General features: G+C 68.0%; 21 protein-coding genes. 12 read left to right on the top strand and 9 right to left on the bottom strand.

What is annotated here, in order from left to right; all coding sequences use genetic code 11:
- Positions 1-46: 46 nt before the first annotated feature.
- Together T8K17_RS07945 and T8K17_RS07950 are read left to right on the top strand one after the other, a co-directional pair.
- On the top strand, positions 47-1,825 hold the full coding sequence (locus T8K17_RS07945; RefSeq protein ID WP_322333960.1) for a M3 family oligoendopeptidase: 1,779 nt from the start codon (positions 47-49) through the stop codon (positions 1,823-1,825).
- Between the two features lie 232 nt (positions 1,826-2,057).
- The gene (locus T8K17_RS07950; RefSeq protein ID WP_322333961.1) at positions 2,058-2,939 is read left to right on the top strand and encodes a DMT family transporter; all 882 of its coding nucleotides are present in this window, start codon (positions 2,058-2,060) and stop codon (positions 2,937-2,939) included.
- A 149-nt stretch (positions 2,940-3,088) separates the two neighbouring features.
- Here T8K17_RS07950 and otnK read toward each other — a convergent pair whose 3' ends face one another.
- A complete protein-coding gene (gene otnK / locus T8K17_RS07955) occupies positions 3,089-4,363 on the bottom strand; it encodes a 3-oxo-tetronate kinase (protein WP_322333962.1) in 1,275 nt (424 codons plus the stop codon).
- A 109-nt stretch (positions 4,364-4,472) separates the two neighbouring features.
- On the opposite strand from otnK, the gene otnI reads away from it, so the two are divergent.
- From otnI to denD, 3 genes are read left to right on the top strand one after another with little or no spacing between them, the layout of a single operon-like run.
- Positions 4,473-5,252, top strand: coding sequence for a 2-oxo-tetronate isomerase (gene otnI, locus T8K17_RS07960; RefSeq protein ID WP_322333963.1), 780 nt, complete (start codon positions 4,473-4,475; stop codon positions 5,250-5,252).
- 8 nt (positions 5,253-5,260) lie between these two features.
- Entirely contained in the window at positions 5,261-6,148 is an 888-nt protein-coding gene (locus T8K17_RS07965; RefSeq protein WP_322333964.1) for a serine hydrolase domain-containing protein, read from the top strand.
- A 44-nt stretch (positions 6,149-6,192) separates the two neighbouring features.
- Positions 6,193-7,158, top strand: a complete 966-nt coding sequence (gene denD / locus T8K17_RS07970) for a D-erythronate dehydrogenase (protein WP_322333965.1) — start codon at positions 6,193-6,195, stop codon at positions 7,156-7,158.
- A gap of 12 nt (positions 7,159-7,170) precedes the next feature.
- Here denD and T8K17_RS07975 read toward each other — a convergent pair whose 3' ends face one another.
- Together T8K17_RS07975 and T8K17_RS07980 are read right to left on the bottom strand one after the other, a co-directional pair.
- On the bottom strand, positions 7,171-7,623 hold the full coding sequence (locus T8K17_RS07975) for a VOC family protein (RefSeq protein WP_322333966.1): 453 nt from the start codon (positions 7,621-7,623) through the stop codon (positions 7,171-7,173).
- A gap of 74 nt (positions 7,624-7,697) precedes the next feature.
- Complete coding sequence (locus T8K17_RS07980; protein ID WP_322333967.1) at positions 7,698-8,294, bottom strand: CGNR zinc finger domain-containing protein; 597 nt, start codon at positions 8,292-8,294, stop codon at positions 7,698-7,700.
- 37 nt (positions 8,295-8,331) lie between these two features.
- Between T8K17_RS07980 and T8K17_RS07985 the strand changes: the two genes are divergently transcribed.
- The 3 genes from T8K17_RS07985 to T8K17_RS07995 are packed head-to-tail and all read left to right on the top strand — an operon-like array spanning position 8,332 to position 10,078.
- Positions 8,332-9,033, top strand: coding sequence for an AzlC family ABC transporter permease (locus tag T8K17_RS07985; RefSeq protein ID WP_322333968.1), 702 nt, complete (start codon positions 8,332-8,334; stop codon positions 9,031-9,033).
- Entirely contained in the window at positions 9,026-9,328 is a 303-nt protein-coding gene (locus T8K17_RS07990; protein WP_322333969.1) for an AzlD domain-containing protein, read from the top strand. Before T8K17_RS07985 ends, T8K17_RS07990 begins: the two co-directional genes overlap by 8 nt.
- 39 nt (positions 9,329-9,367) lie before the next feature.
- Positions 9,368-10,078, top strand: coding sequence for a TIGR00266 family protein (locus tag T8K17_RS07995; protein ID WP_322333970.1), 711 nt, complete (start codon positions 9,368-9,370; stop codon positions 10,076-10,078).
- A 132-nt stretch (positions 10,079-10,210) separates the two neighbouring features.
- On the opposite strand, the gene T8K17_RS08000 is transcribed toward T8K17_RS07995, so the two are convergent.
- A complete protein-coding gene (locus T8K17_RS08000; protein ID WP_322333971.1) occupies positions 10,211-10,993 on the bottom strand; it encodes a metallophosphoesterase in 783 nt (260 codons plus the stop codon).
- Between the two features lie 150 nt (positions 10,994-11,143).
- Between T8K17_RS08000 and fabI the strand changes: the two genes are divergently transcribed.
- Positions 11,144-11,911 carry an enoyl-ACP reductase FabI gene (gene fabI / locus T8K17_RS08005; protein WP_322333972.1) on the top strand — a complete coding sequence of 256 codons (768 nt, stop codon included), beginning with the start codon at positions 11,144-11,146 and terminating at the stop codon, positions 11,909-11,911.
- Positions 11,912-11,914: 3 nt separating this feature from the next.
- The gene (locus tag T8K17_RS08010) at positions 11,915-13,237 is read left to right on the top strand and encodes an acetyl-CoA hydrolase/transferase family protein (RefSeq protein ID WP_322333973.1); all 1,323 of its coding nucleotides are present in this window, start codon (positions 11,915-11,917) and stop codon (positions 13,235-13,237) included.
- A 108-nt stretch (positions 13,238-13,345) separates the two neighbouring features.
- On the opposite strand, the gene T8K17_RS08015 is transcribed toward T8K17_RS08010, so the two are convergent.
- On the bottom strand, positions 13,346-14,260 hold the full coding sequence (locus T8K17_RS08015) for a 2-dehydropantoate 2-reductase (RefSeq protein ID WP_322333974.1): 915 nt from the start codon (positions 14,258-14,260) through the stop codon (positions 13,346-13,348).
- A gap of 190 nt (positions 14,261-14,450) precedes the next feature.
- On the opposite strand from T8K17_RS08015, the gene T8K17_RS08020 reads away from it, so the two are divergent.
- Positions 14,451-14,774 (top strand): NIPSNAP family protein, encoded by a 324-nt coding sequence (locus T8K17_RS08020; protein ID WP_322333975.1) that lies wholly within the window; start codon positions 14,451-14,453, stop codon positions 14,772-14,774.
- Between the two features lie 143 nt (positions 14,775-14,917).
- Here T8K17_RS08020 and T8K17_RS08025 read toward each other — a convergent pair whose 3' ends face one another.
- Positions 14,918-16,090 carry an amidohydrolase family protein gene (locus T8K17_RS08025; RefSeq protein ID WP_322333976.1) on the bottom strand — a complete coding sequence of 391 codons (1,173 nt, stop codon included), beginning with the start codon at positions 16,088-16,090 and terminating at the stop codon, positions 14,918-14,920.
- Positions 16,087-16,926, bottom strand: a complete 840-nt coding sequence (locus T8K17_RS08030; RefSeq protein WP_322333977.1) for a helix-turn-helix transcriptional regulator — start codon at positions 16,924-16,926, stop codon at positions 16,087-16,089. Before T8K17_RS08030 ends, T8K17_RS08025 begins: the two co-directional genes overlap by 4 nt.
- A gap of 75 nt (positions 16,927-17,001) precedes the next feature.
- Between T8K17_RS08030 and T8K17_RS08035 the strand changes: the two genes are divergently transcribed.
- The gene (locus T8K17_RS08035; protein WP_322333978.1) at positions 17,002-18,210 is read left to right on the top strand and encodes an MFS transporter; all 1,209 of its coding nucleotides are present in this window, start codon (positions 17,002-17,004) and stop codon (positions 18,208-18,210) included.
- Positions 18,211-18,368: 158 nt separating this feature from the next.
- Here T8K17_RS08035 and T8K17_RS08040 read toward each other — a convergent pair whose 3' ends face one another.
- Positions 18,369-19,814 carry an FAD-binding oxidoreductase gene (locus T8K17_RS08040; RefSeq protein ID WP_322333979.1) on the bottom strand — a complete coding sequence of 482 codons (1,446 nt, stop codon included), beginning with the start codon at positions 19,812-19,814 and terminating at the stop codon, positions 18,369-18,371.
- A 174-nt stretch (positions 19,815-19,988) separates the two neighbouring features.
- Positions 19,989-22,754: a preprotein translocase subunit SecA gene (secA, locus tag T8K17_RS08045; protein WP_322333980.1), complete on the bottom strand. Its 2,766-nt coding sequence runs from the start codon at positions 22,752-22,754 to the stop codon at positions 19,989-19,991.
- Positions 22,755-22,913 lie beyond the last annotated feature (159 nt).

Here is a 22,913-nt window from a genome sequence, read left to right on the forward strand (position 1 = left end):
CGCCGTTACCCCAATGGTTCGGAAACCCACCCGAAGGACATGCCCGATGCCGGACGCCTCATCACTCGGCCCGTTGCCGCAATGGGACCTCGCCGATCTCTATCCGAGCCCGGACGGGCCGGAGCTTGCCGGCGATCTTGAGCGCTCGACGGAGAAGGCGAAATCCTTCCGCGCCTCGCTGGAAGGCAAGGTGGCGGGGCTGAGCGGCGCCGACCTGGGGGCCGCCATCGCCGAATACGAGGCGATCGAGGAGGTGCTGGGCCGGATCATGTCCTACGCCCATCTGCGCTACGCCGGCGACATGTCGGATCCGGAGATCGGCAAGTTCTATCAGTCGATGCAGGAGAAGGTGAACGCGATCAGCACCGAGCTGCTGTTCTTCACCCTGGAGATCAACCGCATCGCCGAGGCCGATCTCGCCGCCAAGATCCAGGATCCCGCCCTGGCCCACTACGCGCCGTGGCTGCGCGAGGTGCGGGCGTTCCGCGACCACCAGCTCTCCGACGAGCTGGAGCAGATGCTGCACGAGAAATACGTCGCCGGTCGCGCCGCCTGGACCCGGCTGTTCGACGAGACCATGGCCCGCCTGCGCTTCCCGCTGGACGGCGAGACCCTCACCACCTCGGAAATCCTCGACAAGCTGAGCCACCGCGACGGCAAGGTCCGCAAGAAGGCGGCCGAGAGTCTGTCCCAGGTGCTGGGCGAGAATGTCGGCCTGTTCGCGCTGATCACCAACACGCTCGCCAAGGACAAGGCGATCGACGACAAGTGGCGCCACTACAAGCGCCCGATCTCCGCCCGCAATCTGTCCAACGCGGTGGAGGACGAGGTCGTCTCCGCCCTGGTGGAGGCCGTGCGCGCGTCCTATCCGAAGCTGTCGCACCGTTATTACGCGATCAAGGCCAAGTGGTTCGGCCGCGACAAGCTGGACACCTGGGACCGCAACGCGCCGCTGCCGAATGACGACGACGCGTCGATTTCCTGGGACAAGGCCCGGGACACGGTGCTGGACGCCTATGCGGCCTTCTCTCCGGACCTGGCCGATGTCGGCAAGAAATTCTTCGACAACCCGTGGATCGACGCCCCGGCGCGGCCGGGCAAGGCCTCGGGCGCCTTCGCCCATCCCACGGTGCCGGCGGCCCACCCCTATCTGCTGCTGAACTACCAGGGCAAGACCCGGGACGTGATGACGCTCGCCCATGAGCTCGGCCACGGCGTGCATCAGGTGCTGGCCGGACCGCAGGGCCACCTGATGTCCGACACGCCGCTGACCCTGGCGGAGACCGCCAGCGTGTTCGGCGAGATGCTGACCTTCCGCTCGCTCCTCGCCCAGCGCACCGACCCCGCCCAGCGCAAGGTGATGCTGGCCGGCAAGGTGGAGGACATGCTGAACACGGTGGTCCGCCAGATCGCCTTCCACACCTTCGAGGAGCGGGTGCACGACGCCCGCGCCGAGGGCGAGCTGACCCCGACCCAGCTCGGCGACATCTGGATGGACGTGCAGCGCGAGAGCCTGGGCCCGGCGTTCAATTTCGAGGACGGTTATCGGGTGTTCTGGTCCTACATCCCGCACTTCATCCATTCGCCGTTCTACGTCTACGCCTATGCCTTCGGCGACTGTCTGGTGAACTCGCTCTACGCGGTCTACCAGGACGCCGAGCAGGGCTTCGCCGAGAAGTATCTCGACATGCTCAAGGCCGGCGGCACGATGCGACACAAGGAGCTGCTTGCCCCGTTCGGCCTCGACGCCTCCGACCCCGCCTTCTGGTCCAAGGGTCTGACCGTGATCGAGGGCATGATCGACGAGCTGGAGAAGATGGACTGACGATGGTGTAGGGGGCGGTCCGGCGGGCTCGCCCCCACACCCGCACCGCTCCAGACCAGCCCGGATCGCATGGCTCGGTCCCGCGATTGGCGCTTTCGCAAAGGCGTGACCGGGCGCATGGTGCACGGGTTGTCGCGTCACCCGGTCGCGGCTGCCTTGCCGGACCGAGCCAATGCCGTCTGACGCCGTGCCTCCCAAGCCTGTTCAGCCCGTTACCGTGGATGGCGCCGCCGTGCGCGGCATCCTCCTGCAGATCGTCGCCGTCGCCGGGTTCTCGGTGATGGGCATGCTGATCAAGCTGCTGGACGGGCGCTACCCGACCTCCGAAGTCATCCTGTTCCGCTGCTGGCCGGCGCTGATCCCGCTGCTGTTCTATCTGCCGATGCAGGGCGGTCTGGCGGCGCTGAAGACCCGGCGGCCGGGTTGGCACCTGGTGCGGACGGTTTCCGGGCTGGTGTCGATGTTCGTCGGCTTCTACGCCCTGACGCTGATGCCGATGGCGGACTACGTGGCGATCTCCTTCACCGCGCCGCTGTTCGGCACCCTGCTGTCGATCCCGCTGCTGGGCGAGCGGGTCGGCGTATGGCGGCTGGGGGCCGTGGCGGTCGGGTTCGCCGGCGCGGTGTTCACGCTGGGACCGCTGTCGGGGTCGCTCGATCCGGTGGCGCTGTTCGCGGTCGGCTCGGCTCTGGGCTACGGCGTGGCGATGATCTCCATGCGCAAGCTCGGCGCGACCGACAAGTCGGCGGCGACGGTGTTCTACTTCACCCTGGGCAGCGGGGTGGTCAGCCTGATCGTCCTCGTCGCACCGGGTCAGTGGGTGACGCCGACCTTCGACGACCTCGTCCTGCTGATGACGATCGGCCTGCTCGGCGGGGTGGCGCAGATCTTCATGACCGAGGCCTTCCGACTGGCTCCGCCCTCGGTGGTGGCGCCGTTCGACTACACGGCGATGATCTGGGCGATGGGATTCGGCTTCTTCGTCTTCGGCACGGTGCCCGGCTGGAACGTCTTCGTCGGCGCCGGCCTGATCGCCGCGTCGGGCCTCTACATCATCCACCGCGAACGAGTGCGCGGCATCAAGCGTGGCAAGATCAAGGGCAGCAGCCTGTAGGCCTCGCCCCATCAATCCAAAACCACTGTCATCCCGGTGAGGCCCGGGCCTGCCCCGGGGCTCGGCCGGGACCCGGGGACGCCGACACGGTCCCGGCCCGTCCCCGGATCACGTCCGGGGCCGTCCGGGATGACGGCGAAAAGGTGGTGTTACGGCATCACCCTCAGCGCCTTGTCGAAGAAGTCCGGCGCGCCGAAGTTCCCCGACTTGAGCGCCAGTGCGATCGGCTCGGCCGTGCCCAGGGTCACCGTCCCCGGCACGCCCGGATCGATCTGCGCGCCGATATGCAGGCCGGTCACGCCCAGGGCCGAAACGACGGCTCCGGAGGTCTCGCCGCCGGCCACTACCAGCCGGCGCACCCCGTCCTCGTCCACCAGCGCCTTGGCGATCTTCGCCATCGCTCCTTCGACCAGTTCGCCGGCCTCCGCGCGTCCCAGCTTGTCCTGGATCGCCTTCACCGTCTCCGGCGGGGCCGAGGCGTAGATCAGCACCGGGCCGTCCGCCATCTTGCTCCGCGCGAAGGCGAGCGCCTCGCCGACCACGTCCTCGCCATTGGCCAGCTTCATCGGGTCGATGTTGAGGGATGGGTGCGCCTTCTCCCATTCCGCGATCTGGCCCAGGGTGGCGGCCGAGCAGGAGCCGGCGATCACCGCCGCCTTGCCGCCCACGGCGGGCACCTCGTTGGCCCCGGCGGCAGCCTGCAGCATCCCGCGCTTGCGATAGGCTTCGGGCAGGCCGATGGCGATGCCGGACCCGCCGGTGATCAGGTCGAGATCGGCCAGCGCCTCGCCGGCGGTGTGGAGCTGGGCGTCGTCCACCGAATCGAGAATGGCGTAGCCGTACCCGTCGCCCTGCAGGCTCTCCACCTTGGCCCGGATCGCCTCCACGCCGCCCTGGATATCGCGGTGCTGGATCAGTCCGACCTTGCGCCCGGTCTGACGGCCCAGCACCTGCACCAGGTTGCTGTCGGTCATCGGGGTCAGCGGGTGGTGGCGCATGTGGGTGTCGGAGAGAAGCTGGTCGCCGACGAACAGATGGCCCTTAAAGATCGTCCGCCCGGTCTCCGGAAAGGCCGGGCAGGCGATGGTGAAATCGGCGCCCAGCCGGTCGAGCAGCGCGTCGGCCACGGGCCCGATATTGCCGTCGTCCGTGCTGTCGAAGGTCGAGCAGTATTTGAACAGGAAGCGCCGGCAGCCGGCCGCCTTCAGCCAGTCCAGCGCGGCCACCGACATCTCCACCGCCTCGGCGGCCGGGTTGGTGCGCGACTTCAGGGCGACGACGATGGCATCCACGTCCGGCACCTCGGTCTCCGGCCCCGGCACGCCGATGAGCTGCACCGTCCGCATTCCGCCGCGCACCAGGTTGTTGGCAAGGTCGGTCGCGCCGGTGAAGTCGTCGGCCACGCAGCCCAGGATTGGTGCCATTCGGTCCTCCCGATCGTCGCTTTTGTGATGGACGGCTCCGGGGCCTTGGCCGCGCCCGGTCGCCCGCGTATCGTTGGCGCAAATCATAAGGACACGGGATCGGGACGCCATGGTCAAATTCGCCGCCAATCTGTCGATGATGTTCAACGAGGTGGATTTCCTCGACCGCTTCGACGCCGCCCAGATGGCCGGTTTCGACGCCGTCGAGTTCCTGTTCCCCTACGAGCACGAGGCGGTGGAGATCCGCGCCAAGCTGGAGGCCGCCGGCCTGACCCAGGCGCTGTTCAACCTGCCGCCGGGCGACTGGACCAAGGGCGAGCGCGGGCTGGGGGCGATGCCCGGCCGCGAGGCGGAGTTCGACGCCGCCATCGACAAGGCCCTGTCCTATGCCGAGGTGATCGGCAACGAGCTGCTGCACGTGATGAGCGGGATCATGACCGACGGCATGACGCCGGAGGCCTGCACCGACACGCTGGTCACCAACCTGAAGCGCGCGGCACCCAAGGCGGCGGCCAAGGGCAAGACCCTGATCATCGAGCCGATCAACACCCGCGACATCCCCGGGTATTTCCTGAACTACCAGGAGCAGGCGCGCACCATCATCGAGGCGGTGGGAGCCGACAATGTCGGGCTGCAGTTCGATTTCTATCACTGCCAGATCATGCAAGGCGACACCGCCAAGACCTTCGAGAAGCACCTGGACATCATCCGCCACGTGCAGATCGCCGGCGTGCCCGAGCGCCACGAGCCGAATATCGGCGAGGTGAACTATCCCTACCTGTTCGAGACCATGGACCGGCTCGGCTATGACGGCTGGGTCGGCTGCGAGTACCGGCCCAAGGCGGGTACCATCGAAGGGCTCGGCTGGTTCAAGGCGCTGACACGCTGATTGCCTCGGTGACCGAGGGACATTTCGTCCGGGCCGTCCTGCGCAACGGTCGGCTGGAGACGGCGAGCGACGCTCGTCCGGTCATCTGGTGGAGCCTGACCAAGTCGGTGATCGCGGCGGCCGCGCTGCGCCTGGTCGATCTGGGCCGACTGACCCTCGACGAACCGGTGGCGAACCGCCCCTACAGCCTGCGCCATCTCCTGCAGCACACTGCCGGCGTACCGACTTACCGAGGGCCGGAGTATCACGACGCGGTCGCGCGCGGCGATCCGCCCTGGTCCAGCGAGAAAATGCTGCAATGGGTCCGGTCGGATACGCTTCTCTTTCCGCCGGGGGAGGGATGGGCCTACTCGAACATCGGCTATTACTTCGTCTCTCGGATGATCGAGGCGGCGACGGGCGAGGCGCTTGGCCCGGCGCTACGGTCGTTGGTGCTCGATCCGCTGGGACTAGCGGCGACCGGTATCGTAACCACACCGGAGGATCTGGAGCCGACGGTTTGGGGCAATCCAACAGGTTACCATCCGGGCTGGGTCTACCACGGCCTGCTGACCGGCCCGGCGGAAGAGGCGGTGCGGTTCGTCCATGGCGTCGGGGCATTGCTCGGAGAGGAATTGTGGGCGGCGATGCTGACAGTCCATCACGTCGGCGGAGATATGCCGGGTCGGCCCTGGATGGAACCGCACTACAGCCTCGGACTGATGATCGGCGCCTGGAGAGAAGCGGGACGGGTCTACGGCCATTCCGGCGTCGGCTTTACGGTCGCCGCGGTCTACGCCTTTCCGGACCTGCCCGGCGCCCCGGTTGTCGGTGCCTTCGCGCCCGGTAGCGATGAGACGGTGGTCGAGAATGAGGCCCTTAAGCTAGCCATGGATCAGCAGGCGCCGCCGCTCTAGTCTTGGGCGAAATCGCCACAAGAACACCTCAGGGGACGGACACCATGAAGATCGCGATCACCGGCGGCGCCGGGTTCCTCGGCAAGAAACTCGCCCGCGCCTTGCTGGACGACAACGAACTCGGGGTCGAGGAGGTGGTGCTGGCCGATATGGTCGCCGCCCCGGACGAGCTGACCGAGGACGGCCGGGTGCGCTCGGTGGTCGGCGACGTCACCGACGAGGACCTGCTGGCCGACGCGATCCGCGCCGATACCGACAGCGTGTTCCACCTCGCCGCCGTGGTCAGCGCCGGGGCGGAGGCGGATTTCGACCTTGGCATGGCGGTCAATCTGGACGCCACCCGCACGATCCTGGAACTCGCCCGCAGGCACGGCAACAAGCCGAAGATGGTGTTCTCCAGCTCCTGCGCGGTCTATGGCGGCGACCTGCCGGATCTGGTGACCGACAACCAGCAGATCACCCCGCAGAACTCCTACGGCGTGCAGAAGGCGATCGGCGAGCTGCTGGTGAACGACTACTCCCGCAAGGGCTTCGTGGACGGCCGCAGCCTGCGCTACCCGACGGTGGTGGTGCGGCCGGGCAAGCCGAACAAGGCGGCCTCCACCTTCGCCAGTTCGATCATCCGCGAGCCGCTGCAGGGCGACGAGGCGATCTGTCCGGTCGCCCCGGAAACCGAGATGTGGCTGGCCAGCCCGCGCACCATCGTCGCCAATACCCGCCACGCCCATGACCTGGATGCCGGCGCCTTCGGGCCGTGGCGCACGGTGCCGCTGCCGGGCTTCACCGCCATGGTGAAGGGCATGGTCGACGCGCTGGAGGAGGTCGCCGGTGCCGAGGTCGCGGCCCGGGTGAAGTGGCAGAAGGACCCGGCGATCGAGAAGATCGTCTATGGCTGGCCGGCCCGGCTGGAGACCAAGCGGGCCGAGGCCATGGGCTTCAAGCGGGACACCGACATGCAGAGCATCATCCGCGCCTTCATCGAGGACGAACTCGGCGGCAAGGTCGCCTAAGCGGCGGGAGCGTCAGGCGGGGCCCATGCCCTTGTCGGCCAGTTCCCGCTGCGCGCTCTCGTTCTTCTCCAGATCCGTCATGCCCATCCCGCGCAGGACGGCGTCGGTCTTGGAGAACTGGATGTTGTCGTAGGGCACGATCTCGATCCGGTTGCCCCAGGGGTCGAGGAAATCGAGGAAGCGTCCGGGCAGCACCTGGACGCCTTCGCGGCTCAGCGCCTCGCGTACGGCCTCGCGGTCGTCGACCACCAGTCCGAAATGTCGGCCGTCGTCCGGCGACTGGCGGCGGCCCTGTTGCAGGGCGAGGAACTGGTCGCCCAGGTCGATGAAGGCGGAGGTGTCCGACTTGCTGCGGAGCTTGAACGCGAACAGCTTTCCGTAGAAGGCCAGGGCCTCTTCGATATCGCCGACCTCCAGGGCCACATGGTTGAAACCGACCGCGTGGGCCTTGCGGGGAGTGGTCATGGCGCTCTCCTTAAAACAAGATATGTCTTGATATATTATGCCCCGGCGCTGAAACAAGGTCTCGGCATCGGCCGCTACGCGTCGACGGCGGTGCCTTTCGCGCGCCGATAATGGGCGCGGGCCTTCGCCCGGTTGCCGCAGCTCTGCATGGAGCACCAGCGCCGGGTGCCGCCGCGGCTCTCGTCGAGGAACAGCCAGCCGCAGCCTTCGCCATGGCATTCCTTCACCTTGGCCAGCCGAGCCGGGTCCACCAGCAGGTCGGCGGCATCGCGTGCCAACTCGGCTTTCAGCACCGCCAGGCCGGCGGCGTCTTCCGCCGGTGCCCACCGATAGCCGTCCGGACCTTCGGTGAGGTGCGCGCGATCGCCGCCCTGGGCCAGCGCCCGGTTCAGGGCTTCCAGGTCGCCGCTGCGGGCGGTGCCGGTGATCAGCCGGTACAGCGCCTCGCGCAAATCGCGCAGTCCCGCCACGGCGGAATCGGCCAGATGCAGCGGCGGCCGGTCGAGAGTCAGGGCGAGCCAGGCGTCGACCGCGTCGCCACCGGTCAGAAACTCGGCCGCCCGGTCCGACGTGCGCCAGTCCACTGTGTTGACGAAATCCAGACACAGCAGCCCGGCGCCGGTGTAGTACCCGGAAAGCAGAGGGTCGGTGGATCGCAGCGTCACCTTCATCTTGCCTCTAACTATATAACCGGTTAGATGGTTGTCCATGAAAACCGACACCCCCTCCGTGATCTTCACCTGGGACGGCATCCGCCGCGGCGCGCGGATGTGCATGCCTCTGGCCTTCGCCTCGTTCTTCGGCGGTGTCGGTTTCGGCATCCTGGCAGGCGACACCGGGCTCGGCCTTTTCCAGGCGATGGGGATGAGCGCGCTGGTCTTCGCCGGTGCCTCGCAGATGGTGGCGATGGATGTCTGGACCTTCCCGCCCTCGGTGCTCGGCCTCGCCATCGCCGCTTTCGCCATTAACATCCGCCACGTGGTCATGGGCGCCGCCTTGCGCCCGTGGCTCAGGGGGCTGCCGATCCTGCGCTCCCACGCGGCGCTGCTGATGATGACCGACGCCAACTGGGCCCAGGCCATGGCCGAACGGCGCAAGGGCGAACTGGACGCCGCCATCCTGGCCGGCAGCGGGCTGGTCATGTGGCTCGGCTGGGTGTCGGGGACCGGGGTCGGGCAGGCGGCGGGCACGGCGATCGCCGACCCCAAGACCTTTGGCGTCGATATGATCGTGCCGGCCTTCTTCGCCCTGACCCTGCCCTCGCTCTGGCCGGGGGTGCGGCACCTGCATCCCTGGATCGTCGCCGCGGTGGTCGCATTGATCGTTCACGCGCTTCTGCCCGACGGCACCTGGCACGTGGTCGCCGGCGGTCTCGTCGGTGCGGCGGTCGGAGGGCTGAGCCGTGAGTGAGGACGCGCTCGTCTGGCTGTCGATCCTGGCCATGGCGGTGGCCACATGGGTGACCCGGATCTCCGGCTTCTGGCTCATGGGGCTGGTGCCGGAGGGCGGCTTCGTGCGCCGATCGCTCAACCACCTGCCGGGCGCGCTGGTCGTGTCCATCCTGGCGCCCATCGTGCTCGATGGCGGCTGGGCGGCGGCGGTGGCCATCGCCGTCGCGGTCGCCATCCTGCGCGCCGGCGTCACCGCCATCTTCGCGCTGTTCGGCGCATTGGCCGCGGTCGCCCTGATCCGGCTGGTGGTGTAGCCTTCCGCTCCCCCCAACGTGACCCAGGGAGTCGGGCCGATGGCCGACGAAATCGACTACGAGATCGAGGGCGACTTCTCGCCGATGCTGACCATCACGCTCGATCCGGGCGAGGCGGTGCAGGCCGAGGCGGGTGCCATGGTGATGATGGAGCCGGACATCACCATGTCGACCGAGATGCCCGGCGGATTCTTCGGCAGCGTCCTGCGCAAGGTCTCCGGCGAGACCTTCTTCATGACCTTCTTCACCAACGAGGGGCGCCAGCGCCGGCGGGTCTCCTTCGCCTCGCCCATGCCGGGCCAGATCCGGCCGCTCGACCTGGCCAAGCAGGGTGGCGCCTTCTACTGCCAGCGCCGGGCCTATCTGGCCTCGGCGCGCGGCATCGAGATCACCGTGGCGCTGACCAAGCGGCTGAGCTCCGGCCTGTTCGGCGGCGAGGGCCTGATCCTGCAGAAGCTGGAGGGCGACGGCTGGGCCTTCCTCGGCGCCGGCGGAACCCTGATCGAGCGGCAGCTCGCCAAGGGTGAGACCCTGACGGTGGATACCGGCTGCCTGGTCGGGTTTTCGGCGACCTGCGACTACGACATCGCCTTCCAGCGCGGCATCAAGAACCTGGTGTTCGGCGGCGAGGGCCTGTTCGTCACCCACATCAGCGGTCCGGGCACGGTCATCATCCAGACCCAGCCCATCGCCGAACTGGCGCTTGCCCTGCACGATCTGGTGCCGAAGGAGCAGCGCTCGGGAGAGTAGGTGCGGGCGGCCCTTCGACACGCCCCGAACCAAGTTCGGGGCTGCTCAGGCCGAGGTCAAAGTAACTAAAATGACCTCGCCCTGAGCAACCCCGTAGGGTGTGTCGAAGGGCCAACTAACATCAGAAAACAGTCAGCCGCTCGCCTGGACGAACCGCATCCGGTCGTTGCGGATCTGGATCGCCGTCAGCACGCCGGTGAACACAGCACCCGTGTCCAGGTTGATCCGGTGGCGGCGGATCGTCGGTTCCTCGAAAGGCTCCTCCGGGGTGTGGCCGTGCACCACGACCACCTCGAACGGCCAGCCGTCCTCCGGCTCCAGGAAGGCGTCGCGGATCCAGGTCACGATCTCCTCCGGCTGATCCGTCAGCGGCCGGCGCGGGTCGAGCCCGGCATGGACGAAGACCCAGTCGCCGATCCGATGCATCGGCACCATCCGGGCCACCGCCTCGGAGACGATCTCCGGCATGTTCCGGCGCAGGGTGTCGACGATCCGGTCCGGCCGGTCGGAGGCGGCGACGGCGAAGTCGTGCCAGGTCTCCACGGCCCCGTTCGACTGCCAGACATGCAGCTCGTCCGCGTGCAGGGTCTCGTCGAGCGCGGCCTTCAGCCAGGCGTCGTGGTTGCCGAGCAGCAGGACGTCCTCCACCGGCACCCGCCCGTCGCAGAACATCGCCAGTCCGCCGGCCGCCAGGCCCAGGGTGTCCTTCACCGACGGGCCGCGGTCGATCAGGTCGCCGAGGAAGATGTTGGTCACCCGCTCCACCCCCGGACCGGACACGTCCTCGGCCAGGGCTTCCAGCAGCGGTTCGAGAAGATCGGCCCGTCCATGGACGTCGCCGATGGCGCAGATCAGATGGTCTGCGGCGGCGGGCTTCGGCGTTTCGAGCCATTCGCCGTGGGATATGGAAATCATGCGCCTAACTGAGCACGCCGCCGGGCCGATTGTGAAGCTTTCTTGATTTGGATCACTGCACGGTTGCGGCAAGCCTGCTGCATTGCACAATGACAGAGGCTCAATCGGGAGCGGCCCACGGCCGCCCCTTCACAGACACGGGACCGGCTCATGGAACTCCCGCTCCAGGGGAAGAAGGGGCTCGTCGTCGGCATCGCCAACGACCAGTCCATCGCCTATGGCTGCGCCCAGGCCTTTCGCGAGGCCGGCGCCGATCTGGCCGTCACCTACCTGAACGACAAGGGGCGGCCCTATACCGAGCCGCTGAGCGAGGCTCTGGGCGCGGAGCTGTTCCTGCCCTGCGACGTGCGCGAGGACGGTCAGGTGGAAGCCCTGTTCGAGGCGGTGGCGGACCGCTGGGGCAAGCTGGACTTCCTGCTGCATTCCATCGCCTTCGCCCCGCGCGAGGACCTGCACGGCCGGGTGACCGACTGTTCGCGCGAGGGGTTCGACATGGCGATGAACGTGTCCTGCCATTCCTTCATCCGCATGGCCCGGCATGCCGAGCCGCTGATGAGAGACGGCGGCGCGCTGATGACCATGAGCTATTACGGCGCCGAGAAGGTGGTCGACCGCTATAACCTGATGGGGCCGGTGAAGGCGGCGCTGGAGGCCAGCGTGCGGTATCTCGCGGTGGAACTGGGGCGGCAGAACATCCGCGTCTATGCGGTGTCGCCGGGTCCGCTGAAGACCCGAGCCGCGTCGGGCATCGACCGGTTCGACGAACTGATGGACCAGGCCGCCGCCCGGGCACCGAACCATGCGCTGGTCACCATCGAACAGGTCGGCAGCGTCGCCGCCTTCCTGGCCTCGGGCGCGGCGGCCGGGATGACCGGCAACGTGGTCTATGTGGACAACGGCTACAACGTGGTGGGCTGACAGATGGGATACGACAGCGATCTCGCCGCCAAGACCGTCTCCGCCCGCGAGGCGGCGGACAGTCTGGACGACAAGAGCAACCTGGTGCTGGGCATGGGGGTGGCGATGCCGCCGGCCTTCATGGCGGCCTTGGCCGAGCGGGCGCGGGAGCGGCGGGGCCTGAGCCGGCTGAACCTGTACTACATGCACGGCAGCAAGGCGGCGACGGAGACGATCCTGAAGCCGGAGCTGATGGACGTGCTCAAGCTCAACGTCCTGTTCATGAGCGGGCACGACCGCGCCTTCGCCGAGGAGGGACTGAAGCGGGGCGCGGTCTGGGTGCATTTCGTGCCCTCCATGTTCCACCAGGTCGGCCGGCTGCTGACCGAGCAGATCCGGCCCGACACCTTCGTGACCACGGTCTCGCCCATGGACCGCTCGGGTCATTTCAGCCTGGGGACCAACCCGGATTACGCGGCGGAGCTGGTGCGCAAGGCGGGCCGGGTGATCGTCGAGGTCAACCGCAACATGCCGCGGACCTTCGGAGAGAACCTGCTGCATATCAGTCAGGTCGATGCGGTGATCGAGCATGACGCGCCGCTGATGGAGCTACCGTCCCATGCGCCCGGACCGGAGGATCTGGTCATCGGCAAGGCGATCGCCGCCCTGATCCCGGACGAGGCGACCCTGCAGATGGGCGTGGGCGGCGTGCCGGAGGCGGTGCTGGCGGAGCTGCGCGGACACAAGCGGCTCGGCCTGCATTCGGAGCTGCTGTCGCCGCCGATGATCGACCTGATGCGACGCGGGGTGCTGACCGGCGAGGCGAAGACGATCCTGCGCTACAAGCACGTGTTCACCCTCGCGCTGGGCAATGCCGACATGTACGACTTCATGGACGACAACCCGTCCATCGTCGGCTATCCGGCGACCTGGGTGAACAACCCGGCGGTGATCCGCAAGAACCGGGACATGATCTCGGTGAACGCCGCCCTGCAGGTCGACCTGACCGGACAGGTCAATTCCGAGGCGCTGAACGGCCACCAGTTCAGCGGCACCGGCGGTCAGCTCGACTTCGTGCGCGGCGCCTATCTGGCCCCGAACGGCAAGTCCTTCATCGCGCTGCACGCCACGGCCAAGGGCGGCACCGTCAGCCGGATCGTCCCGCAGCTCGCCAACACCACGATTACCGACCCGCGGGTGGACACCCAGTTCGTCGTCACCGAATACGGCATGGCGGACATGAAAGGCCGCTCGCTCAGCGAACGCGCCCAGGCCCTGATCGGTATCGCGCACCCGGACTTCCGGGACTCGCTTGCGGCGGAGGCGAAGGCGATTGGGTTGATGTAGCCCCACCCCGTCGTCCTGACGAAAGTCAGGACCAAGCCGTTCCTGGCGCCGTTGGCAGGATCCTGATTTACATCAGGATGACGGTCGGGCTTTCACGGTGTCGGCCCGTTACCGGCCCATCCCGTCGCTCAGCGCCCGCAGCAGGGCCAGCATGGCGCTGTTCATCGGGGTCAGGATGCCGTGCCTCGCGCCGGCCCGGACCACCGCGCCGGTCAGCGCCTCGGCCTCCAGCCGGCGGCCGGCGAGCGCGTCGAAATACATCGACGAGCCGGCATCGTGCGGGAAGGTGAGCACCAGGCGCTGGGTATCGGCGGCGGCACTCGCCGGCAGGCCCGCGCCTTCGGCGTCGGCGACGGCGGCCGCCTCCTCCAGCAGCGCCGTCGTCAGCACCTGGATGTCCTCGCGCTGCAGCACGCCCTGGCGCATGCGGGTCAGGGCGGTGACCGGGTTGACCACGATGTTGATCAGCAGCTTCTGCCACTGCCGGGCGGTGAAGTCGGGCGTGCGCACCGCCTGGATCGGCGTGCCGTCGAGCAGGTCGATGAAGGCCTGGGCGGTGTCGGTATCCGGCAGTGCCAGATCCGCCTCGCTGATATGGCGCATGCGGACATGGTCGTCGGCGATCCGCTCGCCGTTGTAATAGACGATCACCGGCAGGGCCGTGGCCTCGCCGGCATAGGGCGCGATCCGCTCGGCATGGTCGATGCCGTTCTGCATCACCGCGACGATGGTCAGCGGTCCGCAGAGCGCACGCAGCCAGTCGCCGGCACTGTCGGTGTCCTGGGCCTTGGTGGTCAGCAGCACCCAGTCGACCGGCGCCGCGTCCGCCGGGTCGGTCAGCACTTTCATATCCACCTCGACGGTCTCGTCCGGCAGATCGACCCGCAGCCGCTTCAGCGGGCGGCGGCCGCAGGCGATGACGTCGTGGCGGCCGGCATGGGTCAGCGCGCCGGCGGCCGCACCGCCGATGCCGCCGAGGCCGATGACGGCGACACGCTGGCGCACGGGAGCGGAGGAGGTCATGGGCGGTCCTGGAATCCGGTTGCAGTGGGGGCAGTTGACGGCATGGGCCCGGCCCGGCGCAACCCGCTTTTCGCGGTTGCACAATCGCCGGTCGGCGAGGTGAACGCGATCCGGGGGGCTTTCGCGGCCTCTCGGCTGCGCTACTCTCGCCGCGGCACTCGCCACGACCGCGATCCAGGAGGAAACCATCATGCTGTTTGACGTGCGCAAATACACCTGCCGTCCCGGCACCATCGGCAAGCATCTCGAGCTCTACGAGCGGCTGGGCAAGGCGCCCCAGGCGAAGCATCTGGGCGAGCCCGTGCTCTACGCCAAGTGCGAGACCGGCGACCCGAACTGCTACATCCACATCTGGGCCTACGAGAGCGCGGGCGACCGCGAGGCCAAGCGTGCGGCCATGTGGAAAGACCCGGACTGGATCGCCTACACCCAGGAAAGCGCCAAGCTGGGCGCGCTGGAGAAGCAGGAGAACAGCCTGTTCAACGACGTCGGTTTCTACCCGTACAAGCGCTGAGCGGCTCTACGCCTCATCGTCATCCCGGCGAGCTCCGGGCTTGACCCGGAGATCGGCCGGGACCCGGTTCGAGTGACGGAGCCTGGGTCCCGGGCGCCTCCCGGATCAAGTCCGGGCGGCCCCGGGATGACGATTGGGAAGCGTTAAAGCACGGCCCCGTCCCGCGCCGTCACGCGCCCGCCCTTGACCACGAGCGAGCGCATCGGCCGGTCCACCACAGCCTCGGCCAGGGTCTCGGCCTCGACCGCCACGAAATCCGCCCGTGCGCCGGGTTCCAGCCCGTAGGGCCCGTATCCGATCGCCTGGGCCGCGGCACCCGTGCACAGGTCGAAGGCGAGTGCGATGCCCTCGTCGGTGCGCAGTCCCGCCCGATAGGCCACCAGCATCGCCCGCTCCAGCATGTCGCCGTTGCCGAAGGGCGACCAGGCGTCGCGCACATTGTCCGACCCGGCGAAGACCCGGATCCCGGCTTCTCGCAGTTTGACCACGGGGATCAGGTTTCCGGTTCCCGGCGCGCTGGTCAGGATCGCGACATCGGCGTCGCGGAGATCGGCGATGGTGAGGTCCAGGGTGCGGTCGTCCACCGTCGCCAGCGCGAAGGCGTGGCTGACGGTCACCTTGCCCTGCAGGCCCAGAGCTGCCGTCCGTTGGGCGATGGCCCGCAGCTCCAGCGCGCCCCGATGCCCCGGATCGTGCAGATGGATGTCCACCCCAACCCCGTGCTTGTCGGCGAGACCGAAGATCAGGTCGAGATGGCCCTCCATATCGCCCTCGATCCCCACCGGGTCGATGCCGCCGATCAGCTCCACCCCCTCGGACAGGGCGGCGTCCAGCAGGTCCGCCACGCCCGGTGCGATCAGCACCCCCGACTGCGGGAAGGCGACGAGTTGCACGTCGACGATGCCGGCGAAGGCGTCGCGCGCCGCCATCACCTGGTGCAGATGGTCGAGCCTGCTGTCCGGGTCGATATCCACATGGCTGCGCAGGGCGACCGTGCCGTTGGCAGCCTCGCGGGCGAGAAAGTTCTTCGCGCGCTGCTCCACCGACAGGGAGAGGTCGCTCCGGCCTTCCTTCTCGGCGGCGATCCGGTGCGGCACGCTCGGCCCTGCCCGATGCGGGCGCCAGGGCAGACCGAGGAAGGTCTTGTCCAGGTGGATATGCCCGTCGATCAGCCCCGGCAGCACCAGCTTGCCGCCCAGATCCTCGCCCTCTGTGCCGCCGCTGTCCTCGAAGGCGGCGAACAGCCCGTCGCAGATCACGATATCGACGGCGCGGCCGTCGGGCAGGCGGGCATTGCGGAAGCGGGTCTCGGTCATGCGGCGGGTCCTTGGCGCGGGGTCGATGTGGTGAGATAGCGGGTCGGCGGGGCGCCGAGGGTGCGGCGGAACATGGCGATGAAGGCGCTCGGACTGGCATAGCCGAGATCGAGGGCCACCGCCGTCACCGGCTCTCCCGCGGCCAGCCGTTCCAGGGCGGCAAGCAGGCGGCGGCGCTGGCGCCAGCGGCCGAAGGACATGCCCGTCTCGGCCTGGAACTGACGGGCCAGCGTGCGCGGGCTGGCGCCGGACTCCCGCCCCCAGGCGGCCAGATCGCGGCCGTCGGCGGGGTCGGCGATCAGCGCCTCGGCCACGGCCACTGCGCGGCGGTCGCGTGGCAGCGGCAGGTCGAGCGGGGCCGAGGGCAGATCCGTCAGCTCGTCGGCCAGGACGGCGACCAGCCGAGCCTCCGCGCCGACCTCAGGATACTCCCGCGGCAGGGCGACGACCCGGGCGATGAGGGCGCGGACCAGATCAGGCACGCTGACCACCCGGCAGCGCGGCCCGATCGGCACGCCGGCGTCGCGCCTCAGATACAGCGTCCGCATGGCAACGGCGGAGGCGGCGCGCACCTCATGCACCACGCCGGCCGGTACCCAGACCGCATAGCCGGGCGGCACGATCCAGGCGCCGTCGTCGGTGCGCACGGTCATCACCCCGCGCTCGCCATGGACCAGCTGATCGCGGTCGTGGTGGTGCCAGCCGGTGGAGTGGCCGGGCACGTAGTCGACCGCGTAGCCGACGATGGCCTTCGGCCAGTGCTGCCGGTCGCGCACGTCCGGACTGCCGCCACCGGGCGTGCTGCGGTCCGTGGAGGGCTGTCCTGTTTGCAACATCGATTGTCAGTCTGTCGAAAGACGGCAAGACGGACAAGGTGGAGGATAGGGTGTCATCGCCCGCGGGAGGATTGCATGCGTCTCGACACTCGGTTCCTGTTTCTCAACATCGGCCACGCCGTCGACCACCTCATGATGCTGCTGTTTCCCGCGGTGGCGGTGATCATGGCGGCGGAGATGGGAGCGAGCTACGCCGAGATCCTGGTGCTGTCCACCGGCGGCTTCATCGCCTTCGGGGCGTTCTCCCTGCCGGCCGGCTGGCTCGCCGACCGCTGGAGCCGGGAGACCATGCTGGCGGTGTTCTTCGTCGGTATCGGCATCACCACGGCGCTGACCGGCCTCGCCCAGGAGCGCTGGCAGATCGCGGTCTGCCTGTTCCTGATCGGCATGTTCGCGGCGATCTATCATCCGGTCGGCATCGCCATGGTCAGCCAGGGTGCGGCGGCGGCCGGCGGCAAGGTGGGCCGGCGGCTCGGGGTCAACGGGGTCTGGGGCAACATGGGGGTGGCGGCGTCCGCGCTGGTCGCGGGCGCGCTGGCCGATCTGGCGGGCTGGCGGTCGGCCTTCGTCGTGCCGGGCTGCCTCGCGGTGGCGATCGGCGTGCTGTGGATGCTGCATTGCCGCTCGGCGGCGGGCCAGGCGGCGACCCATGCCGGTGCGGCGGCCCGCAAGTCGGGGGCGCAGCCGGCGGCGGACTGGAAAATGGTGCTGGGCGTGGTCTTCGTGGCCACCGCCTTCGGCGGTTTCATCTTCAACGCGACCACGATCTCGCTGCCCAAGGTGTTCGACGACAAGGACGTGGCGTCGCTCGCGGTGAGCGGGACGGAGGCGGGGTCGCTGATCGCCCTGGTCTATGCGGTCGCCGCCTTCACCCAGATCGCGGTCGGACACCTGATCGACCGGTATTCGGCCAAGCTGGTGTTCCTGCTGCTGGCGATCGGGGATGTCCTGATCTTCCTGGTCGCGGCCCAGGCTACCGGGTCGGTGATGCTGGCGGTGTCGCTGGCGATGATGATGCTGGTCTTCGGCCAGATCCCGATCACCGACACCCTGATCGCCCGCAACACGCCGGAGCACTGGCGCGGCCGGGTCTATGCGATCAAGTACGTCCTGTCCTTCGTGATCGCGGCGACTGCGGTGCCGGCGATTTCGGCGCTGCACGCTTTCGGGGCGGGGTTCTCGACGCTGTTTCTCATCTGCGCGGGCTGCGCGGCGGTGATCACCCTTGCGGTCGCCTTCCTGCCCCGCACCCGCCCGCTGGCAGTCCCGCAGCCGGGGGAGTGAGGGGGGAACTCTCTACTCTCTTGTCTTCCCGGCCCTGTGCCGGGACCGAGGGTGCCGCTTGCTGGAGCGCTTCAGGTCCTGCCGGGAGTCCCAGCGGCCCCGATCCTGGGTCCCGGCGCAAGGCCGGGAAGACTGGGGAGGACTCGTAGCAGCGCCCCCTAGAAGATCTTCCCCGGGTTCATCACGCCGTCCGGGTCGATCGCCGCCTTGATCGCCTGCATCAGGTCGATCCGGCTCTGCGGGGTGTAGCGGCGGAAGTCCTCGCGCTTCAGGCCGCCGATGCCGTGTTCGGCGGAGAAGCTGCCGCCGAACTCCGCACAGAGCGCGCTGATCCGGTCGGAGATGTCGCCCTTGCGCTGGGTCCAGGCGTCCACGCTCATGCTGTCCGGCTTGCGGATGCCGTAGTGGATGTTGCCGTCGCCCATATGGCCGAAGGTGTTCAGCGTCACCCCTTCCATCTCGCGCTCGCACATCTCCTTTGCGCGGGCGAGGAATTCGGCGACCCGGCTGACCGGCACGGAGACGTCGCAGGAGACCGAGTTGCCCGCCCGGCGGCCCGCCTCGGCCTGCTCCTCGCGGATCCGCCAGATCTGGCCGCGCTGGGTCTCGCTCTCTGCGATCACCCCGTCGGTGACCAGCCCGTTCTCCATCGCCTCGCCGAAGATCGCCTCCAGCTTGCCGCGCAGGTCGTCGATCTCCGACGACGTCGCCATCTCCATCAGGACATACCAGGGCGAGGGCGTGGCGATCGGGTCGACGATGCCGTCGATATACTCCATCGCCAGGTCGATGCAGCGCCGGGGCATCAGCTCGAAGGCGATGACCGTGTCGCCGGACAGCTCGCGGGCGCGCGACAGCAGGGTCTGTGCCGCTTCCGGGTCCGGGACGCAGAGCATGGCGGTTTCGCGCAGCTTCGGCCCCGGCATCAGGCGCATGGCGGCGGCCGTGATGATGCCGAGCGTGCCCTCCGCCCCGATGAAGAGCTGCTTGAGGTCGTAGCCGGTGTTGTTCTTGCGCAGGGTGTTCAGCCCCTCGAAGACGGTGCCGTCCGGCAGCACCACCTCCAGCCCCAGCACCTGCTCGCGGGCATTGCCGAACTTGATGGTGTTGTTGCCGCCGGCATTGGTGGAGAGCGTGCCGCCGACGGTGGAGGAGCCTTCGGAGGCGAGCGACAGCGGGTACAGTCGGCCCACCTCGGCCGCGGCCTTCTGCAGGACCTGAATGACGCAGCCGGCCTCGGCCACGACGGCGAAATTGTCGGCGTCGAGCGCGCGGATGCGGTTCATGCGCTCCAGCGAGACGACAATGGACGGCTGCGGTTCTGTCGGGATCGAGCCGAGGACCAGTCCGGTATTGCCGCCCTGGGCGGTCACGGCGATGCCGGCGCCGTGGCAGATCCGCACGACTTGCGAGACCTGCTCCGTGCTGTCGGGGCGCGCCACCAGCAGCGCCTCGCCGACCATGCCGCCGCGCCAGTCGGTGCGGTATTTCAGGGTGTCGGAGGGCTCTTCCAGCCATCCCTTGTCGCCGAGAACCTGTTTGATCTGGTCGATCGCCGCGGCAATGGCCTTGGCGGGAACGGACGACGGCGCGTCGACGTTCATCTGCTTCCTCCGGGTCTGGTCTTGTTTGTTTTGGCGATCATGCGGCGGCGGGGCGGAACGAACAAGCCCGCGTCCGCCATCCGGCCACGCGGGGAGCGGTGGTGGCCAGGGAAGCGGACGCGGGCTCGACCGTGAAAGCCGGTGGCTCAGCCTCGGATCAAGTCAGGGCGCGGATCAGCTCAGGGCGCCGTGGCAGTGCTTGTACTTCTTGCCGGAGCCGCAGGGGCAGGGCGCATTGCGCTGGACCTTGCCCCAGGTGGACGGATCGTTGGGATCGGCGGCGACGCGGGTCGCGGCGGCGCGCTGCGGCGTCGGCATGCCGTCGGTGCCGGTGGCCCGCATCTCCTGATCGTCCTCGACCGTGCCGATGACGTCGCTGGCGAGCGCCGGATCGGCGCGGGTCTCGTGCATCTCGTGGGCGAGCCGCTCGGCCGCCATCCGCGCCTCGATCTCCTCCGGAGACTGGGTGCGGATCTCCAGATGCGACAGCATCGTGGTCACCTGGCCGCGCAGGTCGGCCAGCATCGCCTCGAACAGGGAGAAGGCCTCGCGCTTGTACTCGTTCAGCGGGTCCTTCTGGGCATAGGCGCGCAGGTTGATGCCCTGGCGCAGATGGTCGAGCGACAGCAGGTGGTCCTTCCACTGCTGGTCCAGCAACTGGAGCAGGAGCTGCTTCTCGGCCATGCGCATCAGGTCGCGGCCGAAATTCACGGTCTTCTCCGCCATGCGCCGGTTGGAGGCGTCGCGGATGCGCTCCAGGATTTCGCGTTCCGCGATACCCTCTTCCTTGCCCCAGTCCTGCACCGGCAGGGTCAGGCCGAGCAGGCGGAGCACCTCGGCATGCAGCCCGTCCAGATCCCACTGTTCGGAGAACGAGCCTTCCGGGATCGCCCGCGCGACGATGTCCTCGATCACCTCGTGGCGCATGTCGGTGACCATCTCGTGGACATCCGGCTGACGCATGATCTCGCGGCGCTGCTCGTAGACGACCTTGCGCTGGTCGTTCATCACGTCGTCGAACTTCAGGAGCTGCTTGCGGATCTCGAAGTTGCGCGCCTCGACCTTCTGCTGCGCCTTCTCCAGGGCCTTGTTGATCCAGGAGTGGACGATCGCCTCGCCTTCCTGCAGGCCGAGCTTCTTCAGCATCCCGTCCATGCGGTCGGAACCGAAGATCCGCATCAGGTCGTCTTCCAGGGACAGGAAGAACTTCGAGCGGCCTGGATCGCCCTGGCGGCCGGATCGGCCGCGCAGCTGGTTGTCGATGCGCCGGCTCTCGTGACGCTCGGTGGCAATCACGCACAGGCCGCCCTCTTCGAGCGCCTTCTTCTTGCCGGCCTCGACATCGGCGGTGATCTCCGCCGTGATCTGGGCACGCCTGGCTTCGTCCTCGACGCCTTCCAGCGCCTGGGACAGACGCATCTCGATATTGCCGCCGAGCTGGATGTCGGTACCGCGACCGGCCATGTTGGTGGCGATCGTCACCGAGCCGGGCCGGCCGGCCTGGGCGATGATACGGGCCTCCTGCTCGTGGAAGCGGGCGTTCAGCACCTCGTGCGGGATCTTGCGCTGCTTGAGCAGTTCGGCGACGGCTTCGGATTTCTCGATGGAGACCGTGCCGACCAGGACCGGCTGGCCCCGGGTCCGGCAGTCCTCGATCATCTCGATGACCGCCTCGTATTTCTCGCGGGCGGTGCGGTAGACCTCGTCGTCCTCGTCCTTGCGCGAGACCGGGACGTTGGTCGGGATCTCGACCACTTCGAGCTCGTAGATCTCCTGGAACTCGGCCGCCTCGGTCATGGCCGTGCCGGTCATGCCGGCGAGCTTGGGATAGAGGCGGAAGTAATTCTGGAACGTGATCGAGGCCAGGGTCTGGTTCTCGTTCTGGACGGTGACCCGTTCCTTCGCCTCCAGCGCCTGGTGCAGGCCGTCGGAATAGCGCCGGCCCTCCATCGCACGGCCGGTGAACTCGTCGATGATGACGACCTTGTCGTCCTTCACGATGTAATCGGTGTCGAGCGAGAACAGCTTGTGGGCGCGCAGGGCTTGGTTGGCGTGGTGCACGAGGCTGACGTTGTGCACGTCGTAGAGCGCGCCGTTCTGCAGGATGCCGGCCTCGACCAGCAGGCGCTCGATCTCCTCGGTGCCCTCGTCGGTCAGGGCGACCGTGCGCTGCTTCTCGTCCTTCTCGTAATGCTCTTCCTTGAGGCTCGGGATCAGCGCGTCGATCTGGCGATAAAGCTGCGAGCTGTCGTCGGCCGGGCCGGAGATGATCAGCGGCGTGCGCGCCTCGTCGATCAGGATGGAGTCCACCTCGTCGACGATCGCGTAATGGAATTCCCGCTGGGCCATGTCCTCCAGCCGGAACTTCATGTTGTCGCGCAGATAGTCGAAGCCGAACTCGTTGTTCGTGCCGTAGGTCACGTCGCAGGCATAGGCCGCCTTGCGCTCGCGGTCGTCCAGGCCGTGGACGATGCAGCCGACCGAGAGGCCGAGGAAATTGTAGACCCGGCCCATCCAGCCGGCATCGCGCTTGGCCAGGTAGTCGTTGACGGTGACCACGTGGACGCCCTTGCCGGGCAGCGCGTTCAGATAGACCGGCAGGGTGGCGACCAGCGTCTTGCCTTCGCCGGTCTTCATCTCGGAGATCTTGCCCTGGTGCAGGACGAGACCGCCGAGGAGCTGTACGTCGAAATGCCGCTGCCCGAGAACCCGCTTGGCTGCCTCGCGGACCACCGCGAAGGCTTCGTCGATGAGATCGTCGACCGTCTCTCCGGCGGCCAGACGCTCGCGGAAGGCGGCCGTTTTACCTTGCAGCGCCTCGTCGGAGAGCGCCGCAATCTCACCTTCGAGCGCGTTGATCGCCTCGACGTGTTTGCGTAAGCCCTTAAGAATACGATCGTTTTGCGAGCCGAAGAGGGCTCTGGCAATGCCGCCGAACATGGATGGTCCCCGAAAAGTGCGCGCGCCAGCCGACGCGGCGGTTCGAGCAGCAGATTTAGGGGGCGAACCCTGCCCTGTCAACGCAAGCGGCCCGCGAGGAAAATTCGCCGCAAGCAGGCGGATTTGTTGCCTTTGGGTCAAGGTTAACCCATTCTTAAC

The organism is Thalassobaculum sp. OXR-137 (genome assembly GCF_034377285.1).
Classification (GTDB): domain Bacteria; phylum Pseudomonadota; class Alphaproteobacteria; order Thalassobaculales; family Thalassobaculaceae; genus Thalassobaculum.

Bases quoted from the DNA above. Each gene is read 5' to 3' on its own strand.
- T8K17_RS07945 (WP_322333960.1), top strand. From the start codon at position 47: ATGCCGGACGCCTCATCACTCGGCCCGTTGCCGCAATGGGACCTCGCC.
- otnK (WP_322333962.1), bottom strand. From the start codon at position 4,363: ATGGCACCAATCCTGGGCTGCGTGGCCGACGACTTCACCGGCGCGACC.
- otnI (WP_322333963.1), top strand. From the start codon at position 4,473: ATGGTCAAATTCGCCGCCAATCTGTCGATGATGTTCAACGAGGTGGAT.
- denD (WP_322333965.1), top strand. From the start codon at position 6,193: ATGAAGATCGCGATCACCGGCGGCGCCGGGTTCCTCGGCAAGAAACTC.
- T8K17_RS07975 (WP_322333966.1), bottom strand. From the start codon at position 7,623: ATGACCACTCCCCGCAAGGCCCACGCGGTCGGTTTCAACCATGTGGCC.
- T8K17_RS07980 (WP_322333967.1), bottom strand. From the start codon at position 8,294: ATGAAGGTGACGCTGCGATCCACCGACCCTCTGCTTTCCGGGTACTAC.
- T8K17_RS07985 (WP_322333968.1), top strand. From the start codon at position 8,332: ATGAAAACCGACACCCCCTCCGTGATCTTCACCTGGGACGGCATCCGC.
- T8K17_RS07995 (WP_322333970.1), top strand. From the start codon at position 9,368: ATGGCCGACGAAATCGACTACGAGATCGAGGGCGACTTCTCGCCGATG.
- T8K17_RS08000 (WP_322333971.1), bottom strand. From the start codon at position 10,993: ATGATTTCCATATCCCACGGCGAATGGCTCGAAACGCCGAAGCCCGCC.
- fabI (WP_322333972.1), top strand. From the start codon at position 11,144: ATGGAACTCCCGCTCCAGGGGAAGAAGGGGCTCGTCGTCGGCATCGCC.
- T8K17_RS08010 (WP_322333973.1), top strand. From the start codon at position 11,915: ATGGGATACGACAGCGATCTCGCCGCCAAGACCGTCTCCGCCCGCGAG.
- T8K17_RS08015 (WP_322333974.1), bottom strand. From the start codon at position 14,260: ATGACCTCCTCCGCTCCCGTGCGCCAGCGTGTCGCCGTCATCGGCCTC.
- T8K17_RS08020 (WP_322333975.1), top strand. From the start codon at position 14,451: ATGCTGTTTGACGTGCGCAAATACACCTGCCGTCCCGGCACCATCGGC.
- T8K17_RS08025 (WP_322333976.1), bottom strand. From the start codon at position 16,090: ATGACCGAGACCCGCTTCCGCAATGCCCGCCTGCCCGACGGCCGCGCC.
- T8K17_RS08030 (WP_322333977.1), bottom strand. From the start codon at position 16,926: ATGTTGCAAACAGGACAGCCCTCCACGGACCGCAGCACGCCCGGTGGC.
- T8K17_RS08035 (WP_322333978.1), top strand. From the start codon at position 17,002: ATGCGTCTCGACACTCGGTTCCTGTTTCTCAACATCGGCCACGCCGTC.
- T8K17_RS08040 (WP_322333979.1), bottom strand. From the start codon at position 19,814: ATGAACGTCGACGCGCCGTCGTCCGTTCCCGCCAAGGCCATTGCCGCG.
- secA (WP_322333980.1), bottom strand. From the start codon at position 22,754: ATGTTCGGCGGCATTGCCAGAGCCCTCTTCGGCTCGCAAAACGATCGT.